The 22,307-nt window shown below is 64.0% G+C and carries 21 protein-coding genes, 1 tRNA gene and 1 rRNA gene; 7 read left to right on the top strand and 16 right to left on the bottom strand.

What is annotated here, in order from left to right:
• Together BLV25_RS15775 and BLV25_RS15770 are read right to left on the bottom strand one after the other, a co-directional pair.
• Positions 1-624, bottom strand: a 16S ribosomal RNA gene (locus BLV25_RS15775); the annotation flags it as partial.
• Between the two features lie 800 nt (positions 625-1,424).
• Positions 1,425-1,742: a non-histone chromosomal MC1 family protein gene (locus BLV25_RS15770; protein WP_021074626.1), complete on the bottom strand. Its 318-nt coding sequence runs from the start codon at positions 1,740-1,742 to the stop codon at positions 1,425-1,427.
• Between the two features lie 352 nt (positions 1,743-2,094).
• Here BLV25_RS15770 and BLV25_RS15765 point away from each other — a divergent pair, with 352 nt between their 5' ends.
• Complete coding sequence (locus BLV25_RS15765; RefSeq protein WP_092735228.1) at positions 2,095-2,298, top strand: hypothetical protein; 204 nt, start codon at positions 2,095-2,097, stop codon at positions 2,296-2,298.
• Between the two features lie 62 nt (positions 2,299-2,360).
• On the opposite strand, the gene argF is transcribed toward BLV25_RS15765, so the two are convergent.
• The 11 genes from argF to BLV25_RS15715 all read right to left on the bottom strand — a co-directional run bounded on the left by argF (position 2,361) and on the right by BLV25_RS15715 (position 13,272).
• Positions 2,361-3,254: an ornithine carbamoyltransferase gene (gene argF / locus BLV25_RS15760; RefSeq protein ID WP_092735225.1), complete on the bottom strand. Its 894-nt coding sequence runs from the start codon at positions 3,252-3,254 to the stop codon at positions 2,361-2,363.
• Positions 3,255-3,298: 44 nt separating this feature from the next.
• Positions 3,299-4,483: a [LysW]-lysine hydrolase gene (locus BLV25_RS15755; protein ID WP_092735222.1), complete on the bottom strand. Its 1,185-nt coding sequence runs from the start codon at positions 4,481-4,483 to the stop codon at positions 3,299-3,301.
• On the bottom strand, positions 4,483-5,622 hold the full coding sequence (locus BLV25_RS15750) for an aspartate aminotransferase family protein (RefSeq protein WP_092735219.1): 1,140 nt from the start codon (positions 5,620-5,622) through the stop codon (positions 4,483-4,485). The genes BLV25_RS15755 and BLV25_RS15750 overlap by 1 nt, the downstream gene beginning before the upstream one ends.
• The gene (locus BLV25_RS15745) at positions 5,622-6,548 is read right to left on the bottom strand and encodes an acetylglutamate/acetylaminoadipate kinase (RefSeq protein ID WP_394327135.1); all 927 of its coding nucleotides are present in this window, start codon (positions 6,546-6,548) and stop codon (positions 5,622-5,624) included. The genes BLV25_RS15750 and BLV25_RS15745 overlap by 1 nt, the downstream gene beginning before the upstream one ends.
• Positions 6,539-7,630, bottom strand: a complete 1,092-nt coding sequence (argC, locus tag BLV25_RS15740; RefSeq protein WP_092735213.1) for an N-acetyl-gamma-glutamyl-phosphate reductase — start codon at positions 7,628-7,630, stop codon at positions 6,539-6,541. Before argC ends, BLV25_RS15745 begins: the two co-directional genes overlap by 10 nt.
• Positions 7,627-8,538, bottom strand: a complete 912-nt coding sequence (gene lysX / locus BLV25_RS15735; protein WP_021074633.1) for a lysine biosynthesis protein LysX — start codon at positions 8,536-8,538, stop codon at positions 7,627-7,629. Before lysX ends, argC begins: the two co-directional genes overlap by 4 nt.
• Position 8,539: 1 nt before the next feature.
• Positions 8,540-8,710: a lysine biosynthesis protein LysW gene (gene lysW / locus BLV25_RS15730; RefSeq protein ID WP_021074634.1), complete on the bottom strand. Its 171-nt coding sequence runs from the start codon at positions 8,708-8,710 to the stop codon at positions 8,540-8,542.
• 151 nt (positions 8,711-8,861) lie between these two features.
• Positions 8,862-8,984, bottom strand: coding sequence for a hypothetical protein (locus BLV25_RS18055; protein ID WP_256335769.1), 123 nt, complete (start codon positions 8,982-8,984; stop codon positions 8,862-8,864).
• A complete protein-coding gene (argH, locus tag BLV25_RS15725) occupies positions 8,977-10,452 on the bottom strand; it encodes an argininosuccinate lyase (protein WP_092735210.1) in 1,476 nt (491 codons plus the stop codon). Before argH ends, BLV25_RS18055 begins: the two co-directional genes overlap by 8 nt.
• A gap of 4 nt (positions 10,453-10,456) precedes the next feature.
• Positions 10,457-11,701 carry an argininosuccinate synthase gene (locus tag BLV25_RS15720; RefSeq protein ID WP_021074636.1) on the bottom strand — a complete coding sequence of 415 codons (1,245 nt, stop codon included), beginning with the start codon at positions 11,699-11,701 and terminating at the stop codon, positions 10,457-10,459.
• A 308-nt stretch (positions 11,702-12,009) separates the two neighbouring features.
• A complete protein-coding gene (locus tag BLV25_RS15715; protein WP_092735207.1) occupies positions 12,010-13,272 on the bottom strand; it encodes a M24 family metallopeptidase in 1,263 nt (420 codons plus the stop codon).
• Between the two features lie 236 nt (positions 13,273-13,508).
• Between BLV25_RS15715 and BLV25_RS15710 the strand changes: the two genes are divergently transcribed.
• Positions 13,509-13,583 (top strand) — tRNA-Val (locus BLV25_RS15710).
• 163 nt (positions 13,584-13,746) lie between these two features.
• On the top strand, positions 13,747-14,175 hold the full coding sequence (locus tag BLV25_RS15705; protein WP_092735204.1) for a hypothetical protein: 429 nt from the start codon (positions 13,747-13,749) through the stop codon (positions 14,173-14,175).
• Here the strand turns inward: BLV25_RS15705 and BLV25_RS15700 are convergent, their stop codons facing one another.
• Entirely contained in the window at positions 14,176-15,060 is an 885-nt protein-coding gene (locus BLV25_RS15700; RefSeq protein ID WP_021074639.1) for an NAD(P)H-binding protein, read from the bottom strand. It abuts the gene before it with no gap.
• Between the two features lie 251 nt (positions 15,061-15,311).
• Between BLV25_RS15700 and BLV25_RS15695 the strand changes: the two genes are divergently transcribed.
• Complete coding sequence (locus BLV25_RS15695; RefSeq protein WP_092735201.1) at positions 15,312-15,614, top strand: hypothetical protein; 303 nt, start codon at positions 15,312-15,314, stop codon at positions 15,612-15,614.
• A gap of 30 nt (positions 15,615-15,644) precedes the next feature.
• Here the strand turns inward: BLV25_RS15695 and BLV25_RS15690 are convergent, their stop codons facing one another.
• Entirely contained in the window at positions 15,645-16,031 is a 387-nt protein-coding gene (locus tag BLV25_RS15690; RefSeq protein ID WP_092735198.1) for a hypothetical protein, read from the bottom strand.
• Positions 16,032-16,447: 416 nt separating this feature from the next.
• On the opposite strand from BLV25_RS15690, the gene BLV25_RS15685 reads away from it, so the two are divergent.
• A complete protein-coding gene (locus BLV25_RS15685) occupies positions 16,448-17,476 on the top strand; it encodes a tyrosine-type recombinase/integrase (RefSeq protein WP_092735195.1) in 1,029 nt (342 codons plus the stop codon).
• Between the two features lie 67 nt (positions 17,477-17,543).
• A complete protein-coding gene (locus tag BLV25_RS15680) occupies positions 17,544-17,735 on the top strand; it encodes a hypothetical protein (RefSeq protein ID WP_092735191.1) in 192 nt (63 codons plus the stop codon).
• Between the two features lie 311 nt (positions 17,736-18,046).
• Here BLV25_RS15680 and BLV25_RS15675 read toward each other — a convergent pair whose 3' ends face one another.
• A complete protein-coding gene (locus BLV25_RS15675; RefSeq protein ID WP_092735188.1) occupies positions 18,047-21,877 on the bottom strand; it encodes a PAS domain-containing protein in 3,831 nt (1,276 codons plus the stop codon).
• 83 nt (positions 21,878-21,960) lie between these two features.
• Here BLV25_RS15675 and BLV25_RS18200 point away from each other — a divergent pair, with 83 nt between their 5' ends.
• On the top strand, positions 21,961-22,305 hold the full coding sequence (locus tag BLV25_RS18200) for a HalOD1 output domain-containing protein (protein WP_176819521.1): 345 nt from the start codon (positions 21,961-21,963) through the stop codon (positions 22,303-22,305).
• Positions 22,306-22,307 lie beyond the last annotated feature (2 nt).

The following is a 22,307-nucleotide window of genomic DNA, read 5'->3' as shown; positions in this document are numbered from 1 at the left end:
CCCTGGACGTACCCGTCGCGCCTTCCGGTCCCAAGCCGGGCAGTTTCCGCCGGTCGCCCACATGTTGAGCACGTGGATTTCCCGACGGACTTGCCTGGCCAGCTACGGACGCTTTAGGCCCAATAAGATCGGCCATCACTCGAGCTGCCGGTATTACCGCGGCGGCTGGCACCGGTCTTGCCCAGCTCTTGTTCCTGGACCTCCCTACGGTTGAGAAAAGCACAGGCACTATGCCTGTGCACTCAGGGTCCCCTTATCGCACTGTCGTGCAGTGTAAAGGTTTCGCGCCTGCTGCGCCCCGTAGGGCCCGGAATCTTGTCTCAGATTCCGTCTCCGGGTTCTTGCTCTCACAACCCGTACCGATTATCGGCACGGTGGGCCGTTACCCCACCGTCTACCTAATCGGCCGCAGCCACATCCTTCGGCGCCGGAGCGTTTGAGGCTTTCATCATTCCAGGTTGAAAGCCGTGTGACGAATTAGCCTCAGTTTCCCGAGGTTATGCGTCTCCGAAGGGTAGTTTGGCCACGTGTTACGGAGCTATATGCCACGAGTGTGAACTCGTGCGACTAGCATGGCTAAATCGGACCCTGATAGCAATGGCCTCCGGCAGGATCAACCGGAATGGGTTCCTCGTGCGTGATTCCCCGCACGAGGGGGTGGCGGGATGTCGAACGACCGTGTGGTCGTTGTCGATCACCGTTGTATTGCATGGTCCGAGCCCGGTGTCGCCGGCAGCGCCGGATGACACCGGACCATCGAGCTCACATCAGATGTCGGCTGACGGCGGACCGCAGAGGCGACATCCTCATTCCTTGGGGACCCGGTGTTTCGGGTCGACGGGCCATAAACCCATCGGACCCGAACCCCGAGTCCGGCGAAACCGGGCCGAGTTGAACGGCCCGAGTTCGCGCTTCGTTCTTCGCATTACGTTCCGAATGGACGCCCGTTGATAAGGGCGTCGGAACGATTCGACCGACCGCGGAGCGGCCGGCCGGGCACCCCCGACGGGGCGACCGTTGCAATTCACTCGAAGGGTAGTGAATACTTAACCCCGTCGTTCCATCCGCGCCCCGTCAGGCGATTTCATAGGGTCGCGTTCACACACGTCGGTGGTGATCCCACGGCGATCGCGTTCGTCGCGGCTCGGAGGAAACCGCGTTCGCCGCAGCCCGGAGGGAAGCGTCGTCATCGGAGCGATCCCTCAGTGAACAGCGATCGGTTCCGAGCAGTTCCGAGCGGTGATCGATCCGGAGACGATCGGAGGGTCGTCAGTCGACCCGTCGTCGAGAATGTGTCACGGCCGGAGGCCGGGTGGTCATCCGCCGCGGACACGGTCCGTCCCACCGGGTGAGGGCCGTGCACCGGGAGCGTCGGCTCGCCGACCGGAAGAAGCCGTCGAAAAACGCGAACTGAACGCGACGTGCTACTCCTCGTCGAGGTGCTTGATGCCCTGCTTCGAGACGTTCGCTTCGGTGATCGCGTCCTGGTCCTCGAGCCAGTCGGGGCTGTTTTCGGGCGGTTCCTCCTCCCAGGCCCACCCTTCATACACGTGCACCTTGTCGGTGCCCTTCTCGCGGAGCCGGAGTTTCGTCCGGTCGGCGTCCGATTCCGAGGAAGCGGGATCGATCCGCCGAGCGGCCTTGAGGGCCGCCTGCCGCGGTGTGTTCCCGGAGAACACGCTCGATTCCGATCCGTCACCCTCCCGCAGCGCGAAGTTTCGCTTACCGTCGTCACGTACCATGGTTTGTTGACCTCCATGGCAATCCAGCACATAATCTGTTATAAATATATCGGGGAAACGGGGGTAAGAGTGGCATCAAGCGTCGATGTGGCCCGCGATCGAGGGGTCTCGGGCGGAATGAGACGGCGATGACGGCGCAAAAACGCCCGATCCGCGGGGAAATCGAGGCCTCGAACGCTGGCGCGCGGATCGATCGCAGGATGGAACCGGCGAGGGGACGCGCTCCGCGGACCGACGACGAGCGGCCGTTCCCGATCCGCGGAGCCTGCGGCGGGCCGAAAACCGCCACGTTCGGCGGGGGAAACAACACTTATGTATCTCGTACGGCGAACTCCCACGCAGAAACCCGCCGATGGTTCGCAAGAAGAAGCTCAGCCCGAGTGGGACCAAAGACAAGGATGGCGAGTACCACAACGTTCACGTGAACCTGCACGAGGACGAGCTCGCGGTCGCGGGTATGGAGATCGGCGACGAGGTGTTCGTTCGCGTCCGCGACGGCAAGATAATCATCCAGAAGGCCGACTCCGATCCGGAGGAACTCGAGCACGACTTCTGAATCGGCGGGCGTCATCCGAACCGACGATCGGCGGACCCGCCGCTGACGCGGACCCGTCGTTCCTACGCCAGGAGTTCGACGAGGAGCGCCTTCTGCGCGTGGAGCCGGTTTTCCGCCTGGTCCCACGCGAGCGCGCGGTCCGACTCGAGCACGTCGTTCGTGATCTCCTCACCGCGGTGGGCCGGCAGACAGTGCATCACCGCCGCGTCGCTGCCGGCGAGCAGCGACTCGTTCACCTGAAAGCCGTCGAAGGCCGCGAGCTTCCGCTCCCGCCGATCCTCCTGGCCCATCGAGATCCACACGTCGGTGTAGACGACGTCGGCGTCCGCGACCGCGGCGGCCGGGTCGGTCGTCACCGTCGGGTCCGCCCCGAAGTCGGCGGCGCGGTCGAAGACCGCCCCGTCCATCGCGTACTCGGCCGGGGTGGCGACCGTCACGTCGATCCCGGCCATCGCCGCGCCGACGACGAACGACTGGCCGACGTTGTTCCCGTCGCCGACCCACGCGACGCGGACGTCCTCGCCGGCGTGTTCCCGGATCGTCAACAGGTCAGCGAGCGTCTGGCAGGGATGGGCCTCGTCCGTGAGGCCGTTTATCACGGGACAGTCGGCGTGTTCCGCGAGGACCTCGACGTCCTCGTGGTCGAACAGCCGCGCCATCACGCCGTCGGCGTACCGGCCGAGCACCCGGGCGGTGTCCCGGAGCGGCTCGCCGTGGCCGAGCTGGATGTCGTCCGGCCCGAGGAACATCGCGTGACCCCCGAGGTCGGTCATCCCGGTCTCGAAGGAGGCGCGCGTCCGCGTCGAGGGCTTCTCGAATATCATCGCGAGCGTGTGGTTGGGCAGCTGTGCGTCGTCCTCGCCGGCCTTCATCGCTGACGCGCGGTCGAGCACGCGGTCGAGTTCCGCCGGCGTGAGGTCGTCGATGTCGAGGAAGTCGGTCGTTTGGAGTGCCATCGGTGGAGTGGTGTGTGGTGTGAATCGGGAGCGAGAAAAGCCGGCTATCGTCGGTCACGGCAGACCGCGGTCAACACGTCGACGGCGCGGTCGAGCTCCGCCAGGGGGACGTGTTCGTTCGGCGCGTGGTCGAGGTCGGAGTTCCCCGGGCCGTAGGTGACCATCGGACAGTCCCAGGCCGCCGCGAACAGGTTCATATCGCTGGTCCCGGTCTTCCGGAGCAGCCTGACGTCGCCGCCCGTCCCGCGGATCGCGACGCGGAACGCCCGCGCGAGCGGGGTTCTGGGGCTCTCCATCACCGGCGGGATCGGCTCCTTCCAGTGGACGGTTCCGGTCGTCAACTGGCCCTCGGCGATCTCGTGAACCTCGTCGACCGTCCGGGACGGCGGCACGCGGAGCTGTACCTCGGCCGTCGCCTCGACCGCGAGTCCGTCCTCGGTGAGTCCCCCGTCGAAGGAGACCGGCTTCGTCGTCACCTGCTCGAAGACCGGGGTGTCGGGGTCCTCGGGATCGAAGACGTCCTCGACGCCGGCCCACCAGCGGATCGCGTGTTGGATCGCGTTCGGTTCGGGCCGCGAGGAGTGGCCGGACTCGCTGGTGTTGACGTAGGTCCCCGCCAGGAAGCCGCGGTAGCCGAGCGTGACCCCGTTCCAGCCCGAGGGCTCGCCGTTGACGATCGCCCCGGGCGCAGCCGAGCGGTCGGCGACGAGGTGGCGCGCGCCCCGGGAGTCGGTCTCCTCGCCGACGACGCCGACGAAGGAGACGCCGGTCCGGACGGCGGCGACCGCCATCGAGACGAGCGGGCCGGTGGCATCGACGGAGCCGCGGCCCCACAGCGCGGCGTCGGGGACCGCGTCGCCGTCAGTCCCGGCCAGGGCGTCGAGGTCGTACGCGTCCTCGTCCGCCGGCTTCACCTCGACCGGGACGTCGCCCGGAACGGTGTCGATGTGGGAGGTCAAAAGCACCGAATCGTCGGCCGGCGCGCGGACGTTGCCGACCTCGTCGATCCACGCTTCCCGGCCGTTGGCCGCGAAGAACTCGCGCAGCCGGTCCGCCGCGGCGTCCTCCTCGCCGGACGGGGAGGGGATCGAGACCAGATCGAACAGCAGCTTGCGGGCCGGCGTGTCGCAGGCGTCGGGAGACGATCCCTCGCCGCCGGCGACGACCTCGCGATCGGCGATCCCGTCGCGATCCGAACCGCCGGACCCGGCCGCCTCGGGGTCGGTCATCACCCGGAAAGCACCTCCACGAACGCGTCGACGAACCGCTCGGCGTCCGCCTCGTCGACGACGAGCGGCGGAAGCAGCCGGACCACGGAGCGGCCCGCGGGCAGCGCGAGCACGGCCTGGTCGATCGCCAGGTCGCGAAGGATCCGGTTGGCTCCGCGTTTCACCTCGATGCCGACCATCAGCCCGGATCCGCGGACGTCACGGACCGGAAGGTCGTGGTCGTCGGCCGCCGCCTGCAGCCGTTCGCGGAGGTCGTCGCCGACCGCCGCCGCGTGGGCCGGCAGGTCCTCCTCGACGACCGTCTCGAGGGTTGCGTTGGCGGCCGCACAGACCACCGGACCGCCCGAGAACGTCGAGCCGTGGTCGCCGAAGTCCTCGGCGATCCAGTCGGCACACAGCGTCGCGCCCATCGGGAGCCCGTTGGCGATCCCCTTCGCGGTCGTGAGGACGTCGGGCACGACGTCGGCCTGCTCGCAGGCCCACAGCGTCCCGGTCCGGCCGACGCCGGTCTGGATCTCGTCGAGGACGAGCGCGGCGCCCGCCTCAGCGGTCACCTCGCGGGCGGACTGCAGGTACTCGACCGCGGCGGGATGGATCCCGCCCTCGCCCTGCACGGGCTCGAGGAACACCGCGGCGGTGTTCTCGTCGACCGTCTCCGCGAGCGCCGCGGCGTCGCCGTACTCGACGAACTCGATGCCCCCGGCGAGGGGCTCGTAGGGCGCCTTGTACTTCTGTTTCCAGGTCATCGCGAGCGCGCCGAGCGTGCGCCCGTGGAAGGCGCGTTTGGTGGCGACGATCTTCTCCTCGCCCGTGGCCGCCCGCGCGAACTTCATCGCGGCCTCGTTGGCCTCCGTCCCGGAGTTACACAGCCAGACGTTGTCCAGGTCGCCGGGCGCGAGCGCGGCGAGCTTCTCGTAGGTCTCCGTGCGCGTCTCGACGGGATACGACGCCTGGACGTAGGTGAGTTCGGCGGCCTGCTCCTGAACCGCGTCGGTGACCGCGGGATGGGAGTGGCCAAGCGGGGTGCAGGCGTAGCTCGCGCCGAAATCGAGGTACTCCGTGCCGTCGTCGGCGACGAGGGTCGCCCCCTCGCCCGACTCGATCGTGATCGGCTTCTCGGAGAAGACGAACCCGGACATCAGGCGTCCTCCGTGGGTGTGTCGGCGTCAGCCTGGTTCGCGTCGGCGTCCGTCCGGTCGCCGTCCGCGATCGCGTTCGCGTGGACGTGCGTTCCGCCGCCGGCGAGCGCGTCCACGATCGGGTCCGCGGCGTTGGCGTCGGCGACGATGACGCGCGGGGAGCCGTTCGAGAGCGCCTCCTCCGCGGCCATCACCTTCTTTCCCATAAAGCCCTCGGCGGCCGACTCGAGCGCCTCGAGGTCGGCCGGCGTCGAGACGGATCCGATCAGCGTCTCGGGGTCGTCGGGGTCCGCGTAGACCCCGGAGACGTCCGTCAGCAGGACGAGCTCCGCGCCCAGCGCGCCGGCGATGGCGGCGGCGGCGCGGTCGGCGTCCGTGTTGACGGGCGTGACGCCCCCGTCGCGCTCCTGGCCCGCCATCGGCGGGGAGACGACCGGGACGTAGCCGTCCGCGGCGAGTCCCTCGAGCAGCGCGGCGTTCACCGACTCGGGCTTGCCCGAGTGGTCGCCGCGGCGGATCTTCTTCTTCCCGTTCTCGATCACCCGAACCGCCGACTTTCGGGGACCCGAGAGGAGCCCGCCGTCGACGCCCGAGAGGCCGACGGCGTCCACGTCGGCCTCCTGCAGCGACGCGACCAGTTCGGTGTTGAGCTTGCCGGCCATCACCATCTCGAAGACCTCCATCGTCTCCGCGTCGGTGAACCGGCCGGTGACGCCGGAGGCGGACTCGACGTACTCGGGGTCGATCCCGAGCCGGTCGAGCGTCTCGTCGACCGCGGTCGAACCGCCGTGGACGACGACGACGTCGCGGTCCTCGGCGACCAGTCGCGCGACGTCGCCGATCGCGCCCGCGGGGTCGACGGCCTTCGCGCCGCCGACCTTGACCACGACGGGCGGGTCGGTGGATTCGGCGGCGCTCACGGCGATCCCACCGGGTGGAGCCCCTGGAACTCGAGCCCGGCCGTCTCCTCGAGGCCGAGCGCGACGTTCGCGGCGTGGACCGCCTGGCCGGCGGATCCCTTCATCATGTTGTCGATCGCCGAGAAGACGACCACGCGCTTGTTGCTCGCATCCAGCTCGAACCCGACCTCGCCGGCGTTCGTGCCGGCGACCGCCTTGGGCTCGGGGTAGCGGTAGACTCCGCCGCCGCCGGAGACGAGCCGCATAAACGGCTCGTCCTCGTAGGCGCCGCGGTAGGCGCCCCACAGGTCGCCCTTGGAGACGGGGCCGTCGGGGAAGACGTGGCACGTCGCGGAGGCGCCACGAACCATGTCGACCGCGTGAACGGTGAAGGAGACGTCGAGCCCGAGGTAGGCCCCGATCTCCGCCTCGTGGCGGTGGCTGATCGGCGCGTACGGGCGGACGACCCCCGACCGCTCCGGGTGCGAGGAGGCGGCGCCGCCGCCGGCGCCGCCCTCCGAGGAGCCGACCTTGACGTCGACGACGACCTCGCCGGTCTCCGGACCGAGGATCCCCTCGTCGACGAGGGGCTTCAGTCCGAGGATCGTCGCGGTGGCGTTACAGCCGCCGCCGGCGATGAGGTCGGCGCCCGCGAGGTTCTCGCGGTTGAGCTCCGGCAGCGCGTACTCGGCGCGTTCGAGGTACTCGGGCGCGTCGTGGCCCTCGTACCACTCGTCGTACAGCTCGGCGCTCGGCAGCCGGAAGTCCGCCGAGAGGTCGACGACGGTGTCGGCCGCCTCGAAGTACGCGTCGATGCGCTCCATCGAGACGCCGTGCGGCGTCGCGGCGAACAGCACGTCGACCGACTCGAGGTCGGACGGCTCCGTGAATCGGAGGTCGAGCGACCGGAGGTTCGGATGGACGGACCCGACGGTCTTGTTCGCGGCCGACCGGGAGGTCGCCTGCACGATCGAGAAGTCGGGGTGGCCGGCGAGCAGGCGGAGCAGCTCCCCGCCCGCGAACCCGGTCCCGCCGATCACGCCGGCCGTGTATTCGGCGTCAGCATCGTGGGCATCAGCGTCGGTCGCGGTGGCGTCGGCGCCGCTCATGCCGTCGCCGTCACTCCCGTCCGCTCCTCATTTCCCTCCTCGGCCTCCGCGGCCGCGACGCGCGTCTCGAGCCAGTCGACGACCGCGGCGGGGACGTCAGCCTCGACCGCGTCGTTGAGCGCCTTGAACTCGACGGTGTGGTTCACCTCGTGGACGGTGTACTCGCCCGAGCCGGCGCCGCCGACCTCCATCAGGTCGATCCCGAGCAGGCCGCCGCCGACGGCATCGGAGGCGCGCTCGACGAGGTCCAGCGCCGTCTCGTCGAGCTCGAACTCCTCGGCGTGGCCGCCCTTGGCGGCGTTCGTGAGCCAGTGGTCCGACGTCCGGGTCATCGCGGCGATGGGCTCGCCGTCGACGGCCACGACGCGAACGTCGCGGCCGGGCTTGTCGACGAACTCCTGGACGTAGAACACCTTGTGCTCGTAGTGGCCCAGCGTCGCCTTGTGCTCCAAGATCGCCTCCGCGGCGTTTCGGGAGTCGATCTTCGCCATCAGCCGACCCCACGAGCCGACGACGGGTTTGAGCACGCAGGGGTAGCCGAACTCCTCGATCGCCTCGAGGGCCGCGTCCGTGGTGAACGCGACCTCGGTCTCGGGCGTGGGGATCCCGGCCTCCGCGAGCGCGAGCGAGTTCTTCGCCTTGTCGGCGCAGACGTCCGCGGTCTCGGGCGCGTTGATCACGGGAACGCCGTAGCTCGCGAAGAACCGCGTCGCGTACAGCGACCGGCTCGTCGCGAGACACCGGTCGACGACGACGTCGAGGTCGTCGACGTCGGCCGTCGTCGAGTCGAGGGCGAACCGTTCCTTCCGGACGTCGATCTTTTCCACCTCGTGGCCGCGCTCGCGCAGCTCCGAGAGGAGGAGCTTCTCGTCCTTCCGGATCCGGGAGTAGAGGATGCCGACCTTCATCTCACTCCCCCCAGTCCTCTTCGAGCTCCGGGGCTCGATCGAGGACCGGCGGGGAAACGTCGATGACCTCCAGCTCGGCGCCGCAGGTTCCACAGTCGATGATCTCTCCCACTTCCAGGTCGTCGTACAGGTCCACGTCGGCCCCGCACTCGACACATTCTGCCTGTGTCATTGTCGTACCCGTAGGTCACCGTCGTTCATACATAAAACCTTCGAACTTATCAAAGAATACACAATAGACGGAGCACCCCCTAACGGACACAGAACGCGTCAACACGGCCGTTCGAAATCAAACATCAGATTTCGTAGTAATATGTGTCCCCTCACGGGGACGGCGGCGTTCGCGGCGGCTGCCGTGGCTTCGGCGGCGATCGCAGCCGCTGCATCGACCGGCGTCGTCGCGGCTGCTCGACGTCGGGATGCACGAGGAACCGGGTCTCAGACATACGTGGCCACCTCCGCCTCGAGCCGGTCGCTCGCACGGTCGAGCGCGGCGCGCCGGTCCGCGACGCGGTCGCCGTCCGCGGCGATCCGCGAGTCGACGTCCGCGAGCGCGGTTCGAACCGCCTCGGGAGCGGGCCCGCCGGCGGAGTCGCGGCTCGCGACGCTGGCGTCGGGGTCGAGCGCACGTTCCACGTCGTCGCGGCTCACGTACGCGAACAACGACTCCGCGAGCACGTCCTCGGCGGCCGCGTCAAGTTTTGCGGCCGCGGCCGTCGGGTCGGTCGCGTCGTCGATCGACGCCGCCGCGTGCGCGACGATCTCGTGGGCTGACCGGAAGGGCAGCCCCGCCATCGCCAGCAGGTCAGCGATCCCGGTCGCCGTCGAGAAGCCCTCGCCGGCGGCGGCTTCGAGGGCGGTCTCGTCCCACGTCGCGGTGGCGACGGCCCCGCCCGCCACGTCGGTCGCATCGCGGACGACGCCCGCGATCTCGAAGACGCCGGGGTGGACCCGCTGCAGGTCGCGGTTGTACGCCCGAGGGAGTCCCTTCAAGGCGGTTGCCACGCCGGTCAGCTCGCCGACCGCGTCGCCCGCGACGCCGCGCGTCAGCTCGAGCGTGTCGGGGTTCTTCTTCTGGGGCATGATCGAGGAGGTCGACGCGTAGTCGTCGTCGAGCTCGAGGAACCCCTTGTTCGCGAAGACGACCAGGTCCTCGGCCAGCCCCGACAGCGTCACCGACAGGGAGGCGAACGCCGCGGCGGCCTCGAGCAGGAAGTCCCGCGCGGAGACCGCGTCCATCGCGTTCCGGACGACCCCGTCGAAGCCCAGCAGCTCGGCGCTCCGGTCGCGGTCGATCCCGAAGGGCGTGCCCGCGAACGCGGCGGCGCCCAGCGGCGACCGGTTCGTCCGGTCGTAGGCGTCGAGCAGTCGGTCGGTCTCGCGGGCCACGGCTGCCTCGTAGGACAGCAGGTAGTGGGCCACGGTCGTGGGCTGGGCCGGCTGGAGGTGCGTGTAGCCGGGCATCGTCGTCCCGACGTGCTCGGCCGCGGCCGCCGCGAGGGCCTCCCGAAGCGCGACCGTCGCCTCGGCGACGGCCAGCAGGTCCTCCCGGAGCCGGTACCGGATGCAGGTCGCGACCTCGTCGTTGCGCGAGCGTGCGGTGTGCATCCGGCCGCCGTCGGGACCGATCCGGTCGATAACGGCGGTCTCGATCGCCTCGTGGACGTCCTCGCCCTCCGAGAGGGCGCCGTGGCCCGCGTCCTCGACGTCGGCGAGCGCCGAGAGGATCGCTCCGGCCGTGTCGGCCTCGACGATCCCCTGCTCCGCGAGCATCACCACGTGCGCGCGGTCGACGGCGAGGTCGGCCGCGAAGATCGCCTCGTCGGCCGCGAGGCTCGAGAGGAACCCGCGTGCGGGGCCGCCGCTGAAGCGGTCGCGGCGGACGGCCGTCTCGGAGGGGGTTCCGTCGGTCATCGGTCTACTCGTCGGCGTCGGCGTCGGCGCCGTCCGACCCGTCGCCGCCGTCGGCGGCGAGCTCGAGGTCGGAGACGTCCGCGGAGACCGCGTTCGCGAGGCGTTCCTGAAGGCCGTGGTATTTGGCGACGCCCGTGGCGTCCTCCTGGGCGATGCCGGCGACGTCGGCGGTGTTGAACGAGGCCATCTCCTCGGAGTAGACCGCGTACTCGCTGTCGCGGGCGACGACGCGGCAGTTGCCGCCCGAGACCTTCACCGTGGCGGTGCCGGTGACGACGTCCTGGGTCTCGGCGATGAACGCGTCGAGCGCGTCCATCAGGGGCGCGAAGACGAGTCCTTGATAGGCCTTCTCGGACCACTCCTGTTCGATGCCCGTCTTGAACGAGCGCTCGCCCTTCGTCAACACGAGGTCCTCGAGCGCCGAGTGGGCGGTGAGGAGGACGGTCGCGGCGGGGTGCTCGTAGTTCTCGCGCACCTTCAGGCCGAGCATCCGGTCCTCCATCACGTCGGTGCGGCCGACGCCGTAACTGCCCGCGTACTCGTTGAGGTGCTCGATGAGCTCGACGGGGGCCATCTCCTCGCCGTCGACCGCGACGGGGACGCCCTCCTCGAACGTCACGTCGATGGTGGTCTCGCCCTCGGGCTCGGCGGTCCACTCGTAGATGTCCTCCGGCGGGACGTAGTCGGGGTTCTCGAGCTCGCCGCCCTCGACCGCGCGCGACCAGATGTTCGTGTCGATCGACCAGACGCCGCCGTCGCCGGCCTCGACGGGCAGGTCCTTCTCGGCGGCGTAGTCGATCTCCCACTCGCGGGTGAGCCCGAGCTCGCGCACGGGCGCGATCACTTCGAGATCGGAGCCGCGCCAGACGGCCTCGAACCGCAGCTGGTCGTTCCCCTTGCCCGTACAGCCGTGGGCGACGGCGTCACAGTCCTCCTCGAGGGCGACCTCGAGGATCGCCTCGGCGATGACGGGGCGCGCGAGCGCGGTCCCGAGCGGGTAGCCCTGGTAGGTCGCGTTCGCGCGGACCGCGTCGAAACAGAGGTCCGCGAACTCCTCGGTGGCGTCGACGACGTGGAGGTCGAGCCCGAGCGCCTCGGCGGTCTCCTCGGCCTCCTCGAACTCCGATTCGGGCTGACCGACGTCGACGGTGACGCCGATGACCTCGTCGTAGCCGTATTCCTCCTCGAGCAGCGGTACACAGACGGTGGTGTCGAGTCCCCCGCTAAACGCGAGTGCGACGCGTGTCATTACCGTGTGCTGGGCCCCTTAGACCCTTAAATTCAGCGGTTTTAGATTCGGAATAAAAATCGATGGCGGACGCTAACCGACCGGGAACTGGACGTTGTGGACGAAACGGCGGCGTGCGACGACGATGGGGAATGGGTAATATCGGCCTCAAAGGGCCGGTCGTCGTCGCGGTCGCGGGGCTCGCCGCTCTCGGAAGAGTCGAGCGTCGCGGCGGGCGTCCGCGCTCATTACCGGGTAGTAGGTCGGCTCTCCCACAAAAACCTTTCCCGATCGTGCCGTCAGGAGTAGCGCTTCCGGCCGAGCGGGGATCACTCGTCCGAGAGCACGACCGGCGCGTGGCGGTCGTACCGCCGCGAGGGGACGCCGTCGACGTCGGCCGTCTCGACCTCGAGGGTCGGCCAGCGGCCGGTCTTCGTGAGGAGTTCGGTCCGGTCGGGCGCGACGAGGTGGGTGTCCTCGCTGCGCGCGCCCGCGACGGTCGGGTTCCAGGCGTACCCCATCGGCGCCGTGACGGGCTCCGTACCGTCGGGCCGCGCGAGCCACTCGCGGACGTCGAACCCGGCCGCGCCGCCCTGGTGGTGCGCGCGCCACTCGTCCGGGTGGCCGACCGCCGCGTAGGCGTCCCGGACGACCTCGAACAGATCGCCGGCGGTCTCGAGCCCGCGGTCGGCTACGGGAACGGTGGAGGCCGCAGGATCGGTGGAGGCCGCAGGATCGGTGGAGGCCGCAGGATCGGCGGCAACCGCGGCTTCGGTGGCGGCGACCGCGGTGGCCTCGACCCGGGCGGCCGCACGGTGGCGGTCCCGGAGCCACGCCGGGGGATCGAAGACGACCGTGCGCGTGAGCGACGCGTGCAGCCCCGCGCGCTCGGCGGTGACCGAGACGACCGCGTAGTCGCCGAGCTCCGCGTCGCCCGGCGTGGGGCTGCGGAACCGAGAGGCGCGGTCGCCCCCGCCGACGAGCAGAACCGGCGTGGAGACGTCCCGCGCGGCCAACGCGATCTCGATGGCGGCCGCGACCTCGTACTCGGGGTCGGTCGGCTCGAGCTGGCGGCAGACGGTCTCGACCGCCGCGGCGGCCTCGCGGCCGAGCTCGCGGTACCGCTCGACGTCGTCGTCGGTGAGGGGCTGCCGGAGCCGCGCGGCGTCGACCGGCTCGAAGGCGGATTCGCCGACGTCGCCGTGGGGAGTGCCGGCGGCAGCAGCCGCGTCGGCCGCGGTCGAGCCGGCGCGATCGTCGATCGTGGCCGCGACGTCGAGGGCGGCCGGCAGCGGCGAGCGGTCCGCGATCGCCGCCGGCAGCGAGGACTCGTGCCAGGGGACCGACTCGACCGGAACGTCGTCCGGGACCTCCTCCTCGCGGATCCGGTCCGCCGCGGTCGCCGAGGCGATCACCCGGAACTCGCCGTCGTAGCCCGCCGCGGCGGCGCCGATGCCGGCCGTTCGGTCGACGGCGTTCGAGCCGCCGAGAAGCCAGGCGAAGCCGTTCGGCCGCGCGAACCAGACCGCTTCGAGGTCGCGGGCGTCCAGGAAGTCGTCGAGACGAGCGGCACGGGCGGAGCGGTCGACCATACGTGGCGATGCCCGTCGAGCCACTTGAACCGGACGAGTGTGGACGAGCGGACGAGTCGACGAGGGTGGACGAGCACGGAGAGCGGACGACTGGACGAACGAACGGGCGTGACTGCCGCCGCATAGGGGTCAGTCGGCGACGCGACGAACGGGGGCCGCCACCGCCGCCGTCATCGATTCGAAAGGTTCAATTACGTTCCCGGGGTAGCAGAAAACGCGCCGGACGAGCCACGGACGGGTTGGTGGTCTAGTCTGGTTATGACACCTCCTTGACATGGAGGAGGCCGGCGATTCAAATTCGCCCCAACCCACTTTCTTATAAAGCAGATCGCGAGACGGAGAGGTCCCTTTATACCAGCGGAGTCGGTCCCCGTGAGTAGCAGTTCAAAATCTCCGGAGACGCTCGAGGACGGCCGAGCGGACCGCTCCGGACTGCTCGCAAACACTCAAAGCCCCAAAGCACCTACCCCGTCCGTGAAACAGTCGCTCCTCGTCTACGACGGTAGCAACCCGCTGTTCCGCGTGGCCGTGACGGCGGCGACCCGACGGTCGGACGACGTCGTTGCCGTCCGGTGGGACTCCGATCCGATACAGGCGTTCCTGGAAGCGCAGTTCGACGGCCGCCCCTTCGCGTTCATCCTGATCGAGGACGACTCCGTCCACGTCGGAGCGGAAACCGTCGGGCGGGTTCTCGATCGGCTGGGCCTCGCTGACTCGCTCGTTGACGGGTTGAAACGATCCTACGCGGCGTGGGGCGCCTCCGTCGGCCGGCTGATCCACGGACGGACAGTGGCGGACCTCGACGGGACGTTCCCGCTGTCGGCGGCGGCCGCGGCCCATCTCACGGACCTCCGCCAAGTTCGGGAGATCCCGGTCGAGGAGGCTTCCGCGGAGGAGCCCTGATCAACCCTCCGCAAGCGCTCGGCGGACCGCGATCTCGATCGGCGTCCGCTCGATGGGAACGACCGACTGCAGGTCCCGCTCGGGATCGACCGTCACGGGGTTCCGCATGCTCTCCACCAGCGGCTGGGCGATGGCGTACTGCACGTCCGTCGTCAGCCGGAGCCAGTGTGAGGAGAGTCTCGGGGACATCACCGGCACGGGCACGATCAGGATACGCTTTCCCTTCTCCTCGGCAGTCAACTGCAGCAGGGACTCGTAGGACCACACCGTCGGCCCGCCGATGTCGTAGATTCGACCCCGAGTCTCCTCGACGTCGAGGACGCCGACCAGGTAGGCGACGGCGTCGTCGATGCCGATCGGCTGACACGGCGTCCGAACCCACTTCGGGACCGCCATCACGGGCAGCCGGTCGGTGAGGTCGTCGACGATTCGGAAGCTCGCGCTGCCGGCTCCGATGATGATCGCCGCCCGGAGGACGGTCAGATCGAAGCGCCCGACCTCAAGCACCGACTCGACCTCCCGGCGGGAGGCAAGGTGTGGCGAGAGGTTCCGCTCGTCGCCGCTGATGCCGCTCAGGTAGATCACCCTGTCAACGCCGGCCGCCGACGCCAGCTCCCGGAACCGGCGGGCGTAGGTCCGGTCGAGCTCCGCGAAGTTCTCCGCCGTCAGCGAGTGTATCAGGTAGTAGGCGACGTCGACGTCCTCACAGAGCCCCTCCAGCGATGCCGGATCGCCGAGATCGCCTTCGAACGTCTCGACGTCAGCCGGGAATCCGGACCGGCTCGCGCTCCGGGAGAAGGCGACGACGTCGTGGCCGGCCGAGCGCAGTGATTCGATGAGTCGGCCGCCCACGAACCCGGTCGCTCCGACGACGAGAACACGCATTGGCGAGCGTAGGGGATGCTACGCAATGGGTGTTCGGTTGACTTCGGATCCCTCCCTCGATCGCCCAGCGCGACGTTCGGTCTCGCGTCACGAACGACGAATCGATCCACGCGATACGCTCGTTGAGATGGTCGGATTTCGGTATGGACACGCGGAACTCGGCCGTCCCATCCTCCAACGTAACGCGACCGGCTACCCGCGGAACATATTTATAACGATCGATCACCATATTTAAGACGGGAGTGGTATGTATGCCCACACCACACAGGGCAGGGACGGAGGAGTACGACCGGAGCACCCGGAGCATCGCGGATGCGCCCGCGGGCGGTGACTCGCTGTCGACGTATCTCTGTTGTCTGCTCGGGGGCGCCACCGCGGTGGTCGCCGTGTTACTCGCGCTGCCGATGCTGTTGGAGTTGGCGCAACCGTTCGGGGGACTCTCGACGACCGTGATCGCGTTCGTGCTGATGTTCGCGTGGCTCGTCGCCTGGGCGGCCATCGAGTTCACCTGGGAACACCTCACGGGGACGGACGCGCGGCGGTCCCTCGAGTGAGTTCACGGGAGTGAGTTCACGGGAGTGAGTTCACGGGATCGTCAACGCGATCATCGCGAGGTTCCAGCCCACGACGACCGCGCCGACCGCGGCCAGTCCCAGCGGCGCGCCGACGTCGTGCGGCCGCGGCACGGTCACGTAGAGGCCGACTGCGACCGCGAGCGCCGCGGCTTTCAACGGAAGGATCATCCAGAACCCGTGCGCCGCGAGCAGCGGCGCCGCGACCGGCCCCGCCTCGACGATCGAGCCGTACCGCAACCCGATCCCGGTCGTGAGGAGGTCGCCGCCGACGAAGAACGCCACCGCCGCGGCCCACACCGCCGACCGACGAGCGTCGAAATAGCCAGTCAACTGGTCGAGGCGGACGATCGCCGACCGGATTCGCGTGGGGCCGTCCGTCATCGCTCGCTCATCCATCCGACGATCGGCCCGTGTACGTATCAAGCTTATCAACTATCCAAGGGGTCGATGGCGTCTCTCCCGGGGCGGCACGAAACGGCCGCTATCCGTCAGGAAAAGGTGGAAAAGGTATATGTATCCTATGGGCCGGCGCGAGACCCGCTTGCGAGCCGGTTTCACCGGCTCGCGGCGCAGCGATTCGGACGTTTTCGCGGTTCGGTGCTCGGGACGGCACAGCCGTCCCTGCGCTCCGCTTCCACCATCGCGGATCGGGCGCTCCAACCGGTTTCGCGGGTCCTGCCGGGCGGCCTGCGGCCGCCGGGCGGGCTTCCACCGAATGCGAAGGCAGACAAGTTATACAAAATGCAGCACCGGCAGGGAACTCACGCTGCGTTCCCACCCGTCTGCACAAGCGCTTGGGCCAGTGATTACTAATGCCTGAATCACCTGATGGGTCCGATCTTGAACCCCTGACCCCGCGGGAAGCACTCACACTGTACGAAAAATCCCGCGAGAGCGAACTAGCTGAACAGACACTGCAATCACACGGATACCGGATCACGAGGTTCATCGAGTGGTGCGATGAGAACGGAATAGACAATATGAACGATGTCGGCGGAAGAGACGTTCAACGATTCAAAATCTCCCGATCAGATGAAGTCAACACGACCACGCTGAAATCGAATATGGACACACTCCGTGTGTGGATCCGATTCTGTGAAGGGATCGATGCGGTCGTCGACGGCGTCGCAGAGAGCATTAAATCACCGTCACTGGACGGTGGGAAACTCGATCAGGACATCGTCCCCGAAGAACGGGCGACTAAGATACTCGCGTACCTCTCACAGTACGAGTACGCAACTGTCGAGCACGTCGTGTTCCGGCTGCTGTGGGAAACTGGGTGTCGCGCGGGGACGTTGCACGGCGTTGACCTAGACGACGACGTGCACCTAGACGACGAGTACATCGAAGCTGTGCACCGGCCAGAGACCGGGACGCCGCTGAAGAATCAGTCGAATGGTGAGCGCGCGATCGCTATCAGTACCCGGACGTGCAGGATATTAGAGGATTATATCGATGAGAACCGGTGGGATCGAACGGACGAGCATAGCAGGGAGCCGTTGATCACGTCACGTCACGGCCGTGCGACCGTCAATACGCTTCGCTGCTACGCGTACCGGGTGACGCGGCCGTGCCAGTACGGGATGGACTGCCCGCAGGGCCGGGATCCAGAGTCGTGTGAGGCGGTACAGTCACGGATGACGGCATCGAAGTGCCCAGATTCGGCGGGGACGCACGCGTTGCGTCGCGGTGCGATTACGGATTATCTAGATAGTGATATTCCCGCTGATATTGTATCAGATAGGCTTGATGTGCAGAAGCGGACTCTTGAGGATGTATACGACTACAGATCAGAGAGAGAAAAAATGGAGTTACGACGGGAGTATTTTGATGATCTGTAGATAGTTGTAATACCTACCTGTATGAACGCCGGATAATACCTTTTACGCGGCTCTGTGGTGACTAAGTATGGAAACGGACCGTTTTATATCTCTGATTCGCCCACCGGTCCGAGAGCTCATCGACTACGTTGCAGCTGAAGAAACCAGTGACACACCCAGCTCAATCATCGTCGAATGTGAAATGGCCGATAGCGGTAATGGCGAATTCGGGAAAGAATTCAGCTTCGATACTCAAATCGTCCCGCTTCAACTCCTTTGATTTAGCGGCTACCTCGCTGCTGTATGGCGATTCAACACAGCCTCTCGAACGCAAATCACAGGATACGTCGCTCCAGATATTCGATTTCTCGGGTGATACTGCAGAACTGGTTCGATGGATAGGAGACTGGTCATTTATGCCGCCTACAGAGTTTGAACAGGTTGAAACACCCAGAAACAGACGTTTCAGTCACACATTCAAAAATTTTCAGGAGCCTATCATAATGTCCCCTAACCCCTCTTGTATAGTGATTGACTACAAGATAGTACTATGATATATCGACTGTCTATATCGTTTTCGGGGGTCTTCAGTTATTCCAATATAGCGGAAAGTAGATTATATTGAGCTGCCCGAAGTTGCTTTGCGAACCCTGGTTGTGAAATACCTAGTGACTCCGCGATCTCACCCCCTTTTTGTTTCCGCGTCTGATCAAAGTATCCGCTGTAGTACGCGGTTGTCAGAGTCTCTTTCTGCTTCTCAGTGAGACAGTCATCGAGTAACCAGCTATACGACGAGGATGTTGTATCTGTATTATTTTGTTGGGTGGTGAGTTCAGCATTAGGATACTGTTCATTAAGATGTCGAACGAACGCTTCTATGTCCCTGTTATGTGGAATTGTAACCTGAAGCTCACACGATCCTTCGTCGACAGTCACTTTGCGAAGACGCGCTCCCAATCGCTCAATCTGTGTCCCGACACATTCGCCCAACGTTATCACTTCAAATCGGGGCGACGAATCGTCACCTATTAACTTTATATTTTCAATTGACGGTAAGGATTCAGCGACCCCCATCACGTCCTCTGGGTCTGTATCTGAAACGGTGAAGTGAACGAGAAACCGGTCCTCAAATCGGACACTAACATTCTCAATGTGAACCGAAGTATCAAGTTGCGATGCCATCTCGACAAACAGGTCGTCTGCACCGCTGACTACAAACGTCAATTCGATCATTTCATCAGCAAGACGTGCATGCCGCTGTGTGAGTGAATTTAGTACATATCCGATCAATTCTCCTAGTTCTGTAAGCACCGATACGATAGGGTCATCAAACACCTCTGGTTGAGTACTGTAAATCGTGAGAACGCCATACAGAATATCGTTATATATTAATGGCACGCTGATCACTGACCGGAAGTCGTAGAGTAAGGCTGGATGCTGCCAGTCATCTTGATGGGGTTGTTCAGCGATATTCCCTTCAACAATTGATGTCCGATCACGAATCGCTTGCACTGCAGGAAGCGTATTCTCCGCTTCTAATTCAAGTGATACCGATTCTAAATACTGTTCGATCGGACCACTTGTTGTGGTCATAACCACCTCATCCATAGCTAGGTCTGGCTCACCGATCCAGACACCTTTGAAGCTCTCGTGGGTAGCAAGCGAGTCACAGATAATTTGTTTGATCGTCTTATGTGTCTCTGCCTGCACAACAGCTTTGATAATCGACCTGATATGCTCGTTTAATTGCTCGACTTGTTCGAGTTGTCGTGCTTGTCGTTGGGATTTCCGTTCTCGTTTGTGTAGAGCCTGGGTTCGTTCCGCACGAGTCAACGCTGCTTCTGCAGTAGACGCAAGGATGGTGACGATGTCACTTGTGAGGTCACTGAACGCACCAATCTCGGTATCCCCAACAATTAGAATCCCGTATTCACCGAGTGGTTGAATATATTCACTACGGATCGGCGTGTCAGCACGATAGACATCATCAGCAGTTCGTACATCATCATAGTGGGCGGGCTGCTGGCTGGCGAAGACATCCCATACAATGCTGTCGCCGGGAGCAAATCGAGGGAGTTTATCAAGGAGTTGCTTGATTTCCTCGGAAGCGGCTATTGGAGCAAGTTCCTCACTCTGTTCATCATACAGATACACTGCTACTCCAGTACCATCAAGGATGTTAGTGGCAGTATTGACGACGGTATGTGCGATTTCAGTATCTGTTTCATCAGTAAGTAGGTCACGAGCAGCTGTATTCACTTCGTTTAGTGCGTTTTCATATCGTTTCCTGGTGGTTATATCGCGGACTGCGCCTTGGACTTTCTTGACGCCATTTTCCGTTATTTGTTCACCGTGTTCGTGGATCCACCGTTGGTCGCCTTGTGAAGTAACGATCCGTACTTCGATCTCGTACGGCTCACCTGTTCGTCGACACCGCTCAAACGCGTGAATACGTGTATCGCGGTCATCAGGATGGTAGTATTCGAACGACTCTTCAAGGGACCACTCGTGATCAGCTGGAAGTCCGAATAGGCGACGTGTGCCGTCTGTTCTCTGGAGCGACTCGGTTTCACAATTGTATATCCATCCGCCAGATTTTGCCAAACGTTCGGTCTGTTGAAGATGTTCCCGTTCACGATTGAGCTCCAGTTCACGATTCTTCCGGTCGGTAATGTCCTGGATTGCACCACATACCTTCGTGATTTCACCGTCTTCCCTAACTGGTTTTCCTGTCGCTCGTACCCACCGCTCTCGATCTTCCGCAGTGATGATCCTGAGTTCCACATCGTACGGTTCTCCCGTTTCAGCACAGCGGTTGAGAACACGTTCAATGGTCTCTTGATCATCAGAATGGAAGAACTCGATTCCGGCATCAATTGTTGGTTCGAAGTCGCTGGGAACCTCGTGAATTGCTTTCGCCCCCTTCGTCCATCGCTGCTTTCCTGTGTCTAGATCTGCGATCCAGCCACCCGTTCGAGCGAGCTCTTCAGTATGGCGGAGCAGTTCCCGTTGCTGCCTCAGTTCTTGTTCCTGCTGTTTGCGTTCTGTAATGTCTTTAGCCGTTCCAACAAAATACTGTAGCTCGTCGTCCAGTTTAACGGGGGTGCCTCGCTCTTTGAGCCATCTGATCTCCCCCTCTGCGGTCTGAATACGGAATTCAAGCGTGTACTCGTCTGTCCGATTCTCCCAGACATACTGTACGTCGTCCCGATCGTCTGGGTGGACAATATCAAGGAGTGAACGCGGATTCTCCTGAAATTCGTCGGGAGAGATACCCGTAATTCGTTCGAAATTTGGGTCCGTAAATATGATTTCTTCGAAATCAGGTGTTGCCATCCACACCGTTACGTTGACGTGATCAGCAAGAATGCGGAGAGGAACCCCCTGTAATTGCTTGGTTTCCTCATTCTCTTGGAAGCTGAAGGGCAACAGAGACCCTGATTCATTCCTCTCAAGTACAGGGTGTTCACTCGAACATTTGTTCAGGACACGTTGGACGGCATTCACCATAGTTCGCAATGGGCTTTCATCTGGTAAGTCATTCACAGAATAGAATACGATTACGGCGTCTACGGACCCGTCACTGCGTACTGGCACACCGAACGCCGTTTTGAGATGGGTTTCCTCAACCGCTGCAGTGCGGATATATTTCTGAACCGGGACAGTCGATACGTCAGAAATCCATTCTTCGGACTTTGTTGCCCAGACACGGCCCGGAAGACCTTCATCCGGCTGAAACGTTATTGAATCCGACATCGTAGCGAATGACGTGAACTGTTCATCAACTGGATACGATGCTTCCAAGGTGAGCGCTTCTTGACCTTTATCTGGCCGCCACACTTCGCCGTAATCCCAATCAGTGTACTCACAGACGCGTTGCACTGTGAGTTGGAAGCCATCCGCTCTTGTCTGGGCTTGCATTAGATCACAACAGACTGCAGATAAGAGCGGGATTGCTGTATCGATCCTGTCACACTCTAAGGAATCCGGACGAGTCGATATTGCATCGTGAATGCGGTTCACTATGGGATCGTAATCGGTCGGGCTATTCCGACATCGAGGAACGTATCCGGTAACGTTAGCAGCAATCGCTTCGCTTGCGATGTGTTCGTCACCTGAATCTGGCCATAGAATGACCGGTATCGTCGGATATTCTGTTCGGACCTGTTTCAATAGTTCAAGCCCATCCTCGTCGGGCAACTCATACGTGCTAACGACACAATCAATGTACGTCGTAGACAACTGAGTAAGAGCATCTTGGACGGTTCCCTCTGTAACGACCTGGCCGAATTCTCGTTCGAGCTTTGCAGCGTGCTGATCAGCAACGGATGATGGATCTACGAGCAGAATGACACGTCCTGCATCATCGCTATCGCCACCCTGTGCGTCACCTACCCTTTCCGACTTGCCATAGTAATTCATATTACCTCACTTGAACACTAAACGTTATTAAAATAACGCGGTATTTTTTGACCCTACTGTCCGTGGACATGTAGTAAACGATAATGGCCCCGCACAACGAGGGTGACGATCACCACTCCAAAAGACCAGACCAGTCCCTACCCCAGCGTGGTTTGACAATCATATGTGACACAGATAGCGAAACCTACCACGTGACAAATAACCCGGATTCTACGCTTGCCGTAACAATCATACGGGCGAGCTCTAAGCTCAAAGAGACCGATCCACACACTCTCGACCTGCTGGCAAATCACACTGATCCAGATCATCTTGAAGGGCTGTTCAACCGTGACTACTCTGTGAACAGTCAATCACCGACAGTCTCGTTCACATATGAAGGATACCAAGTCACTATCAAATCGTCAACTAAGATGACGATAAAGCCGTAACA

Origin of the sequence: Halopenitus persicus (assembly GCF_900107205.1) — an archaeon.
Classification (GTDB): domain Archaea; phylum Halobacteriota; class Halobacteria; order Halobacteriales; family Haloferacaceae; genus Halopenitus; species Halopenitus persicus.
The sequence above is the reverse complement of the archived record's forward strand: the minus strand, read 5'-3'. Positions and strand labels throughout refer to the sequence as shown.

Bases quoted from the DNA above. Each gene is read 5' to 3' on its own strand.
- BLV25_RS15700 (WP_021074639.1), bottom strand. From the start codon at position 15,060: ATGCGTGTTCTCGTCGTCGGAGCGACCGGGTTCGTGGGCGGCCGACTC.
- BLV25_RS15765 (WP_092735228.1), top strand. From the start codon at position 2,095: ATGGTTCGCAAGAAGAAGCTCAGCCCGAGTGGGACCAAAGACAAGGAT.
- BLV25_RS18055 (WP_256335769.1), bottom strand. From the start codon at position 8,984: ATGTCTGAGACCCGGTTCCTCGTGCATCCCGACGTCGAGCAGCCGCGA.
- argC (WP_092735213.1), bottom strand. From the start codon at position 7,630: ATGAGCGGCGCCGACGCCACCGCGACCGACGCTGATGCCCACGATGCT.
- BLV25_RS15715 (WP_092735207.1), bottom strand. From the start codon at position 13,272: ATGGTCGACCGCTCCGCCCGTGCCGCTCGTCTCGACGACTTCCTGGAC.
- BLV25_RS15690 (WP_092735198.1), bottom strand. From the start codon at position 16,031: ATGGATGAGCGAGCGATGACGGACGGCCCCACGCGAATCCGGTCGGCG.
- lysX (WP_021074633.1), bottom strand. From the start codon at position 8,538: ATGAAGGTCGGCATCCTCTACTCCCGGATCCGGAAGGACGAGAAGCTC.
- BLV25_RS15675 (WP_092735188.1), bottom strand. From the start codon at position 21,877: ATGAATTACTATGGCAAGTCGGAAAGGGTAGGTGACGCACAGGGTGGC.
- BLV25_RS15685 (WP_092735195.1), top strand. From the start codon at position 16,448: ATGCCTGAATCACCTGATGGGTCCGATCTTGAACCCCTGACCCCGCGG.
- argF (WP_092735225.1), bottom strand. From the start codon at position 3,254: ATGGCACTCCAAACGACCGACTTCCTCGACATCGACGACCTCACGCCG.
- BLV25_RS15755 (WP_092735222.1), bottom strand. From the start codon at position 4,483: ATGACCGACCCCGAGGCGGCCGGGTCCGGCGGTTCGGATCGCGACGGG.
- BLV25_RS15770 (WP_021074626.1), bottom strand. From the start codon at position 1,742: ATGGTACGTGACGACGGTAAGCGAAACTTCGCGCTGCGGGAGGGTGAC.
- argH (WP_092735210.1), bottom strand. From the start codon at position 10,452: ATGACCGACGGAACCCCCTCCGAGACGGCCGTCCGCCGCGACCGCTTC.
- BLV25_RS15720 (WP_021074636.1), bottom strand. From the start codon at position 11,701: ATGACACGCGTCGCACTCGCGTTTAGCGGGGGACTCGACACCACCGTC.
- BLV25_RS15750 (WP_092735219.1), bottom strand. From the start codon at position 5,622: ATGTCCGGGTTCGTCTTCTCCGAGAAGCCGATCACGATCGAGTCGGGC.
- BLV25_RS18200 (WP_176819521.1), top strand. From the start codon at position 21,961: ATGGCCCCGCACAACGAGGGTGACGATCACCACTCCAAAAGACCAGAC.
- BLV25_RS15680 (WP_092735191.1), top strand. From the start codon at position 17,544: ATGGAAACGGACCGTTTTATATCTCTGATTCGCCCACCGGTCCGAGAG.
- lysW (WP_021074634.1), bottom strand. From the start codon at position 8,710: ATGACACAGGCAGAATGTGTCGAGTGCGGGGCCGACGTGGACCTGTAC.
- BLV25_RS15695 (WP_092735201.1), top strand. From the start codon at position 15,312: ATGCCCACACCACACAGGGCAGGGACGGAGGAGTACGACCGGAGCACC.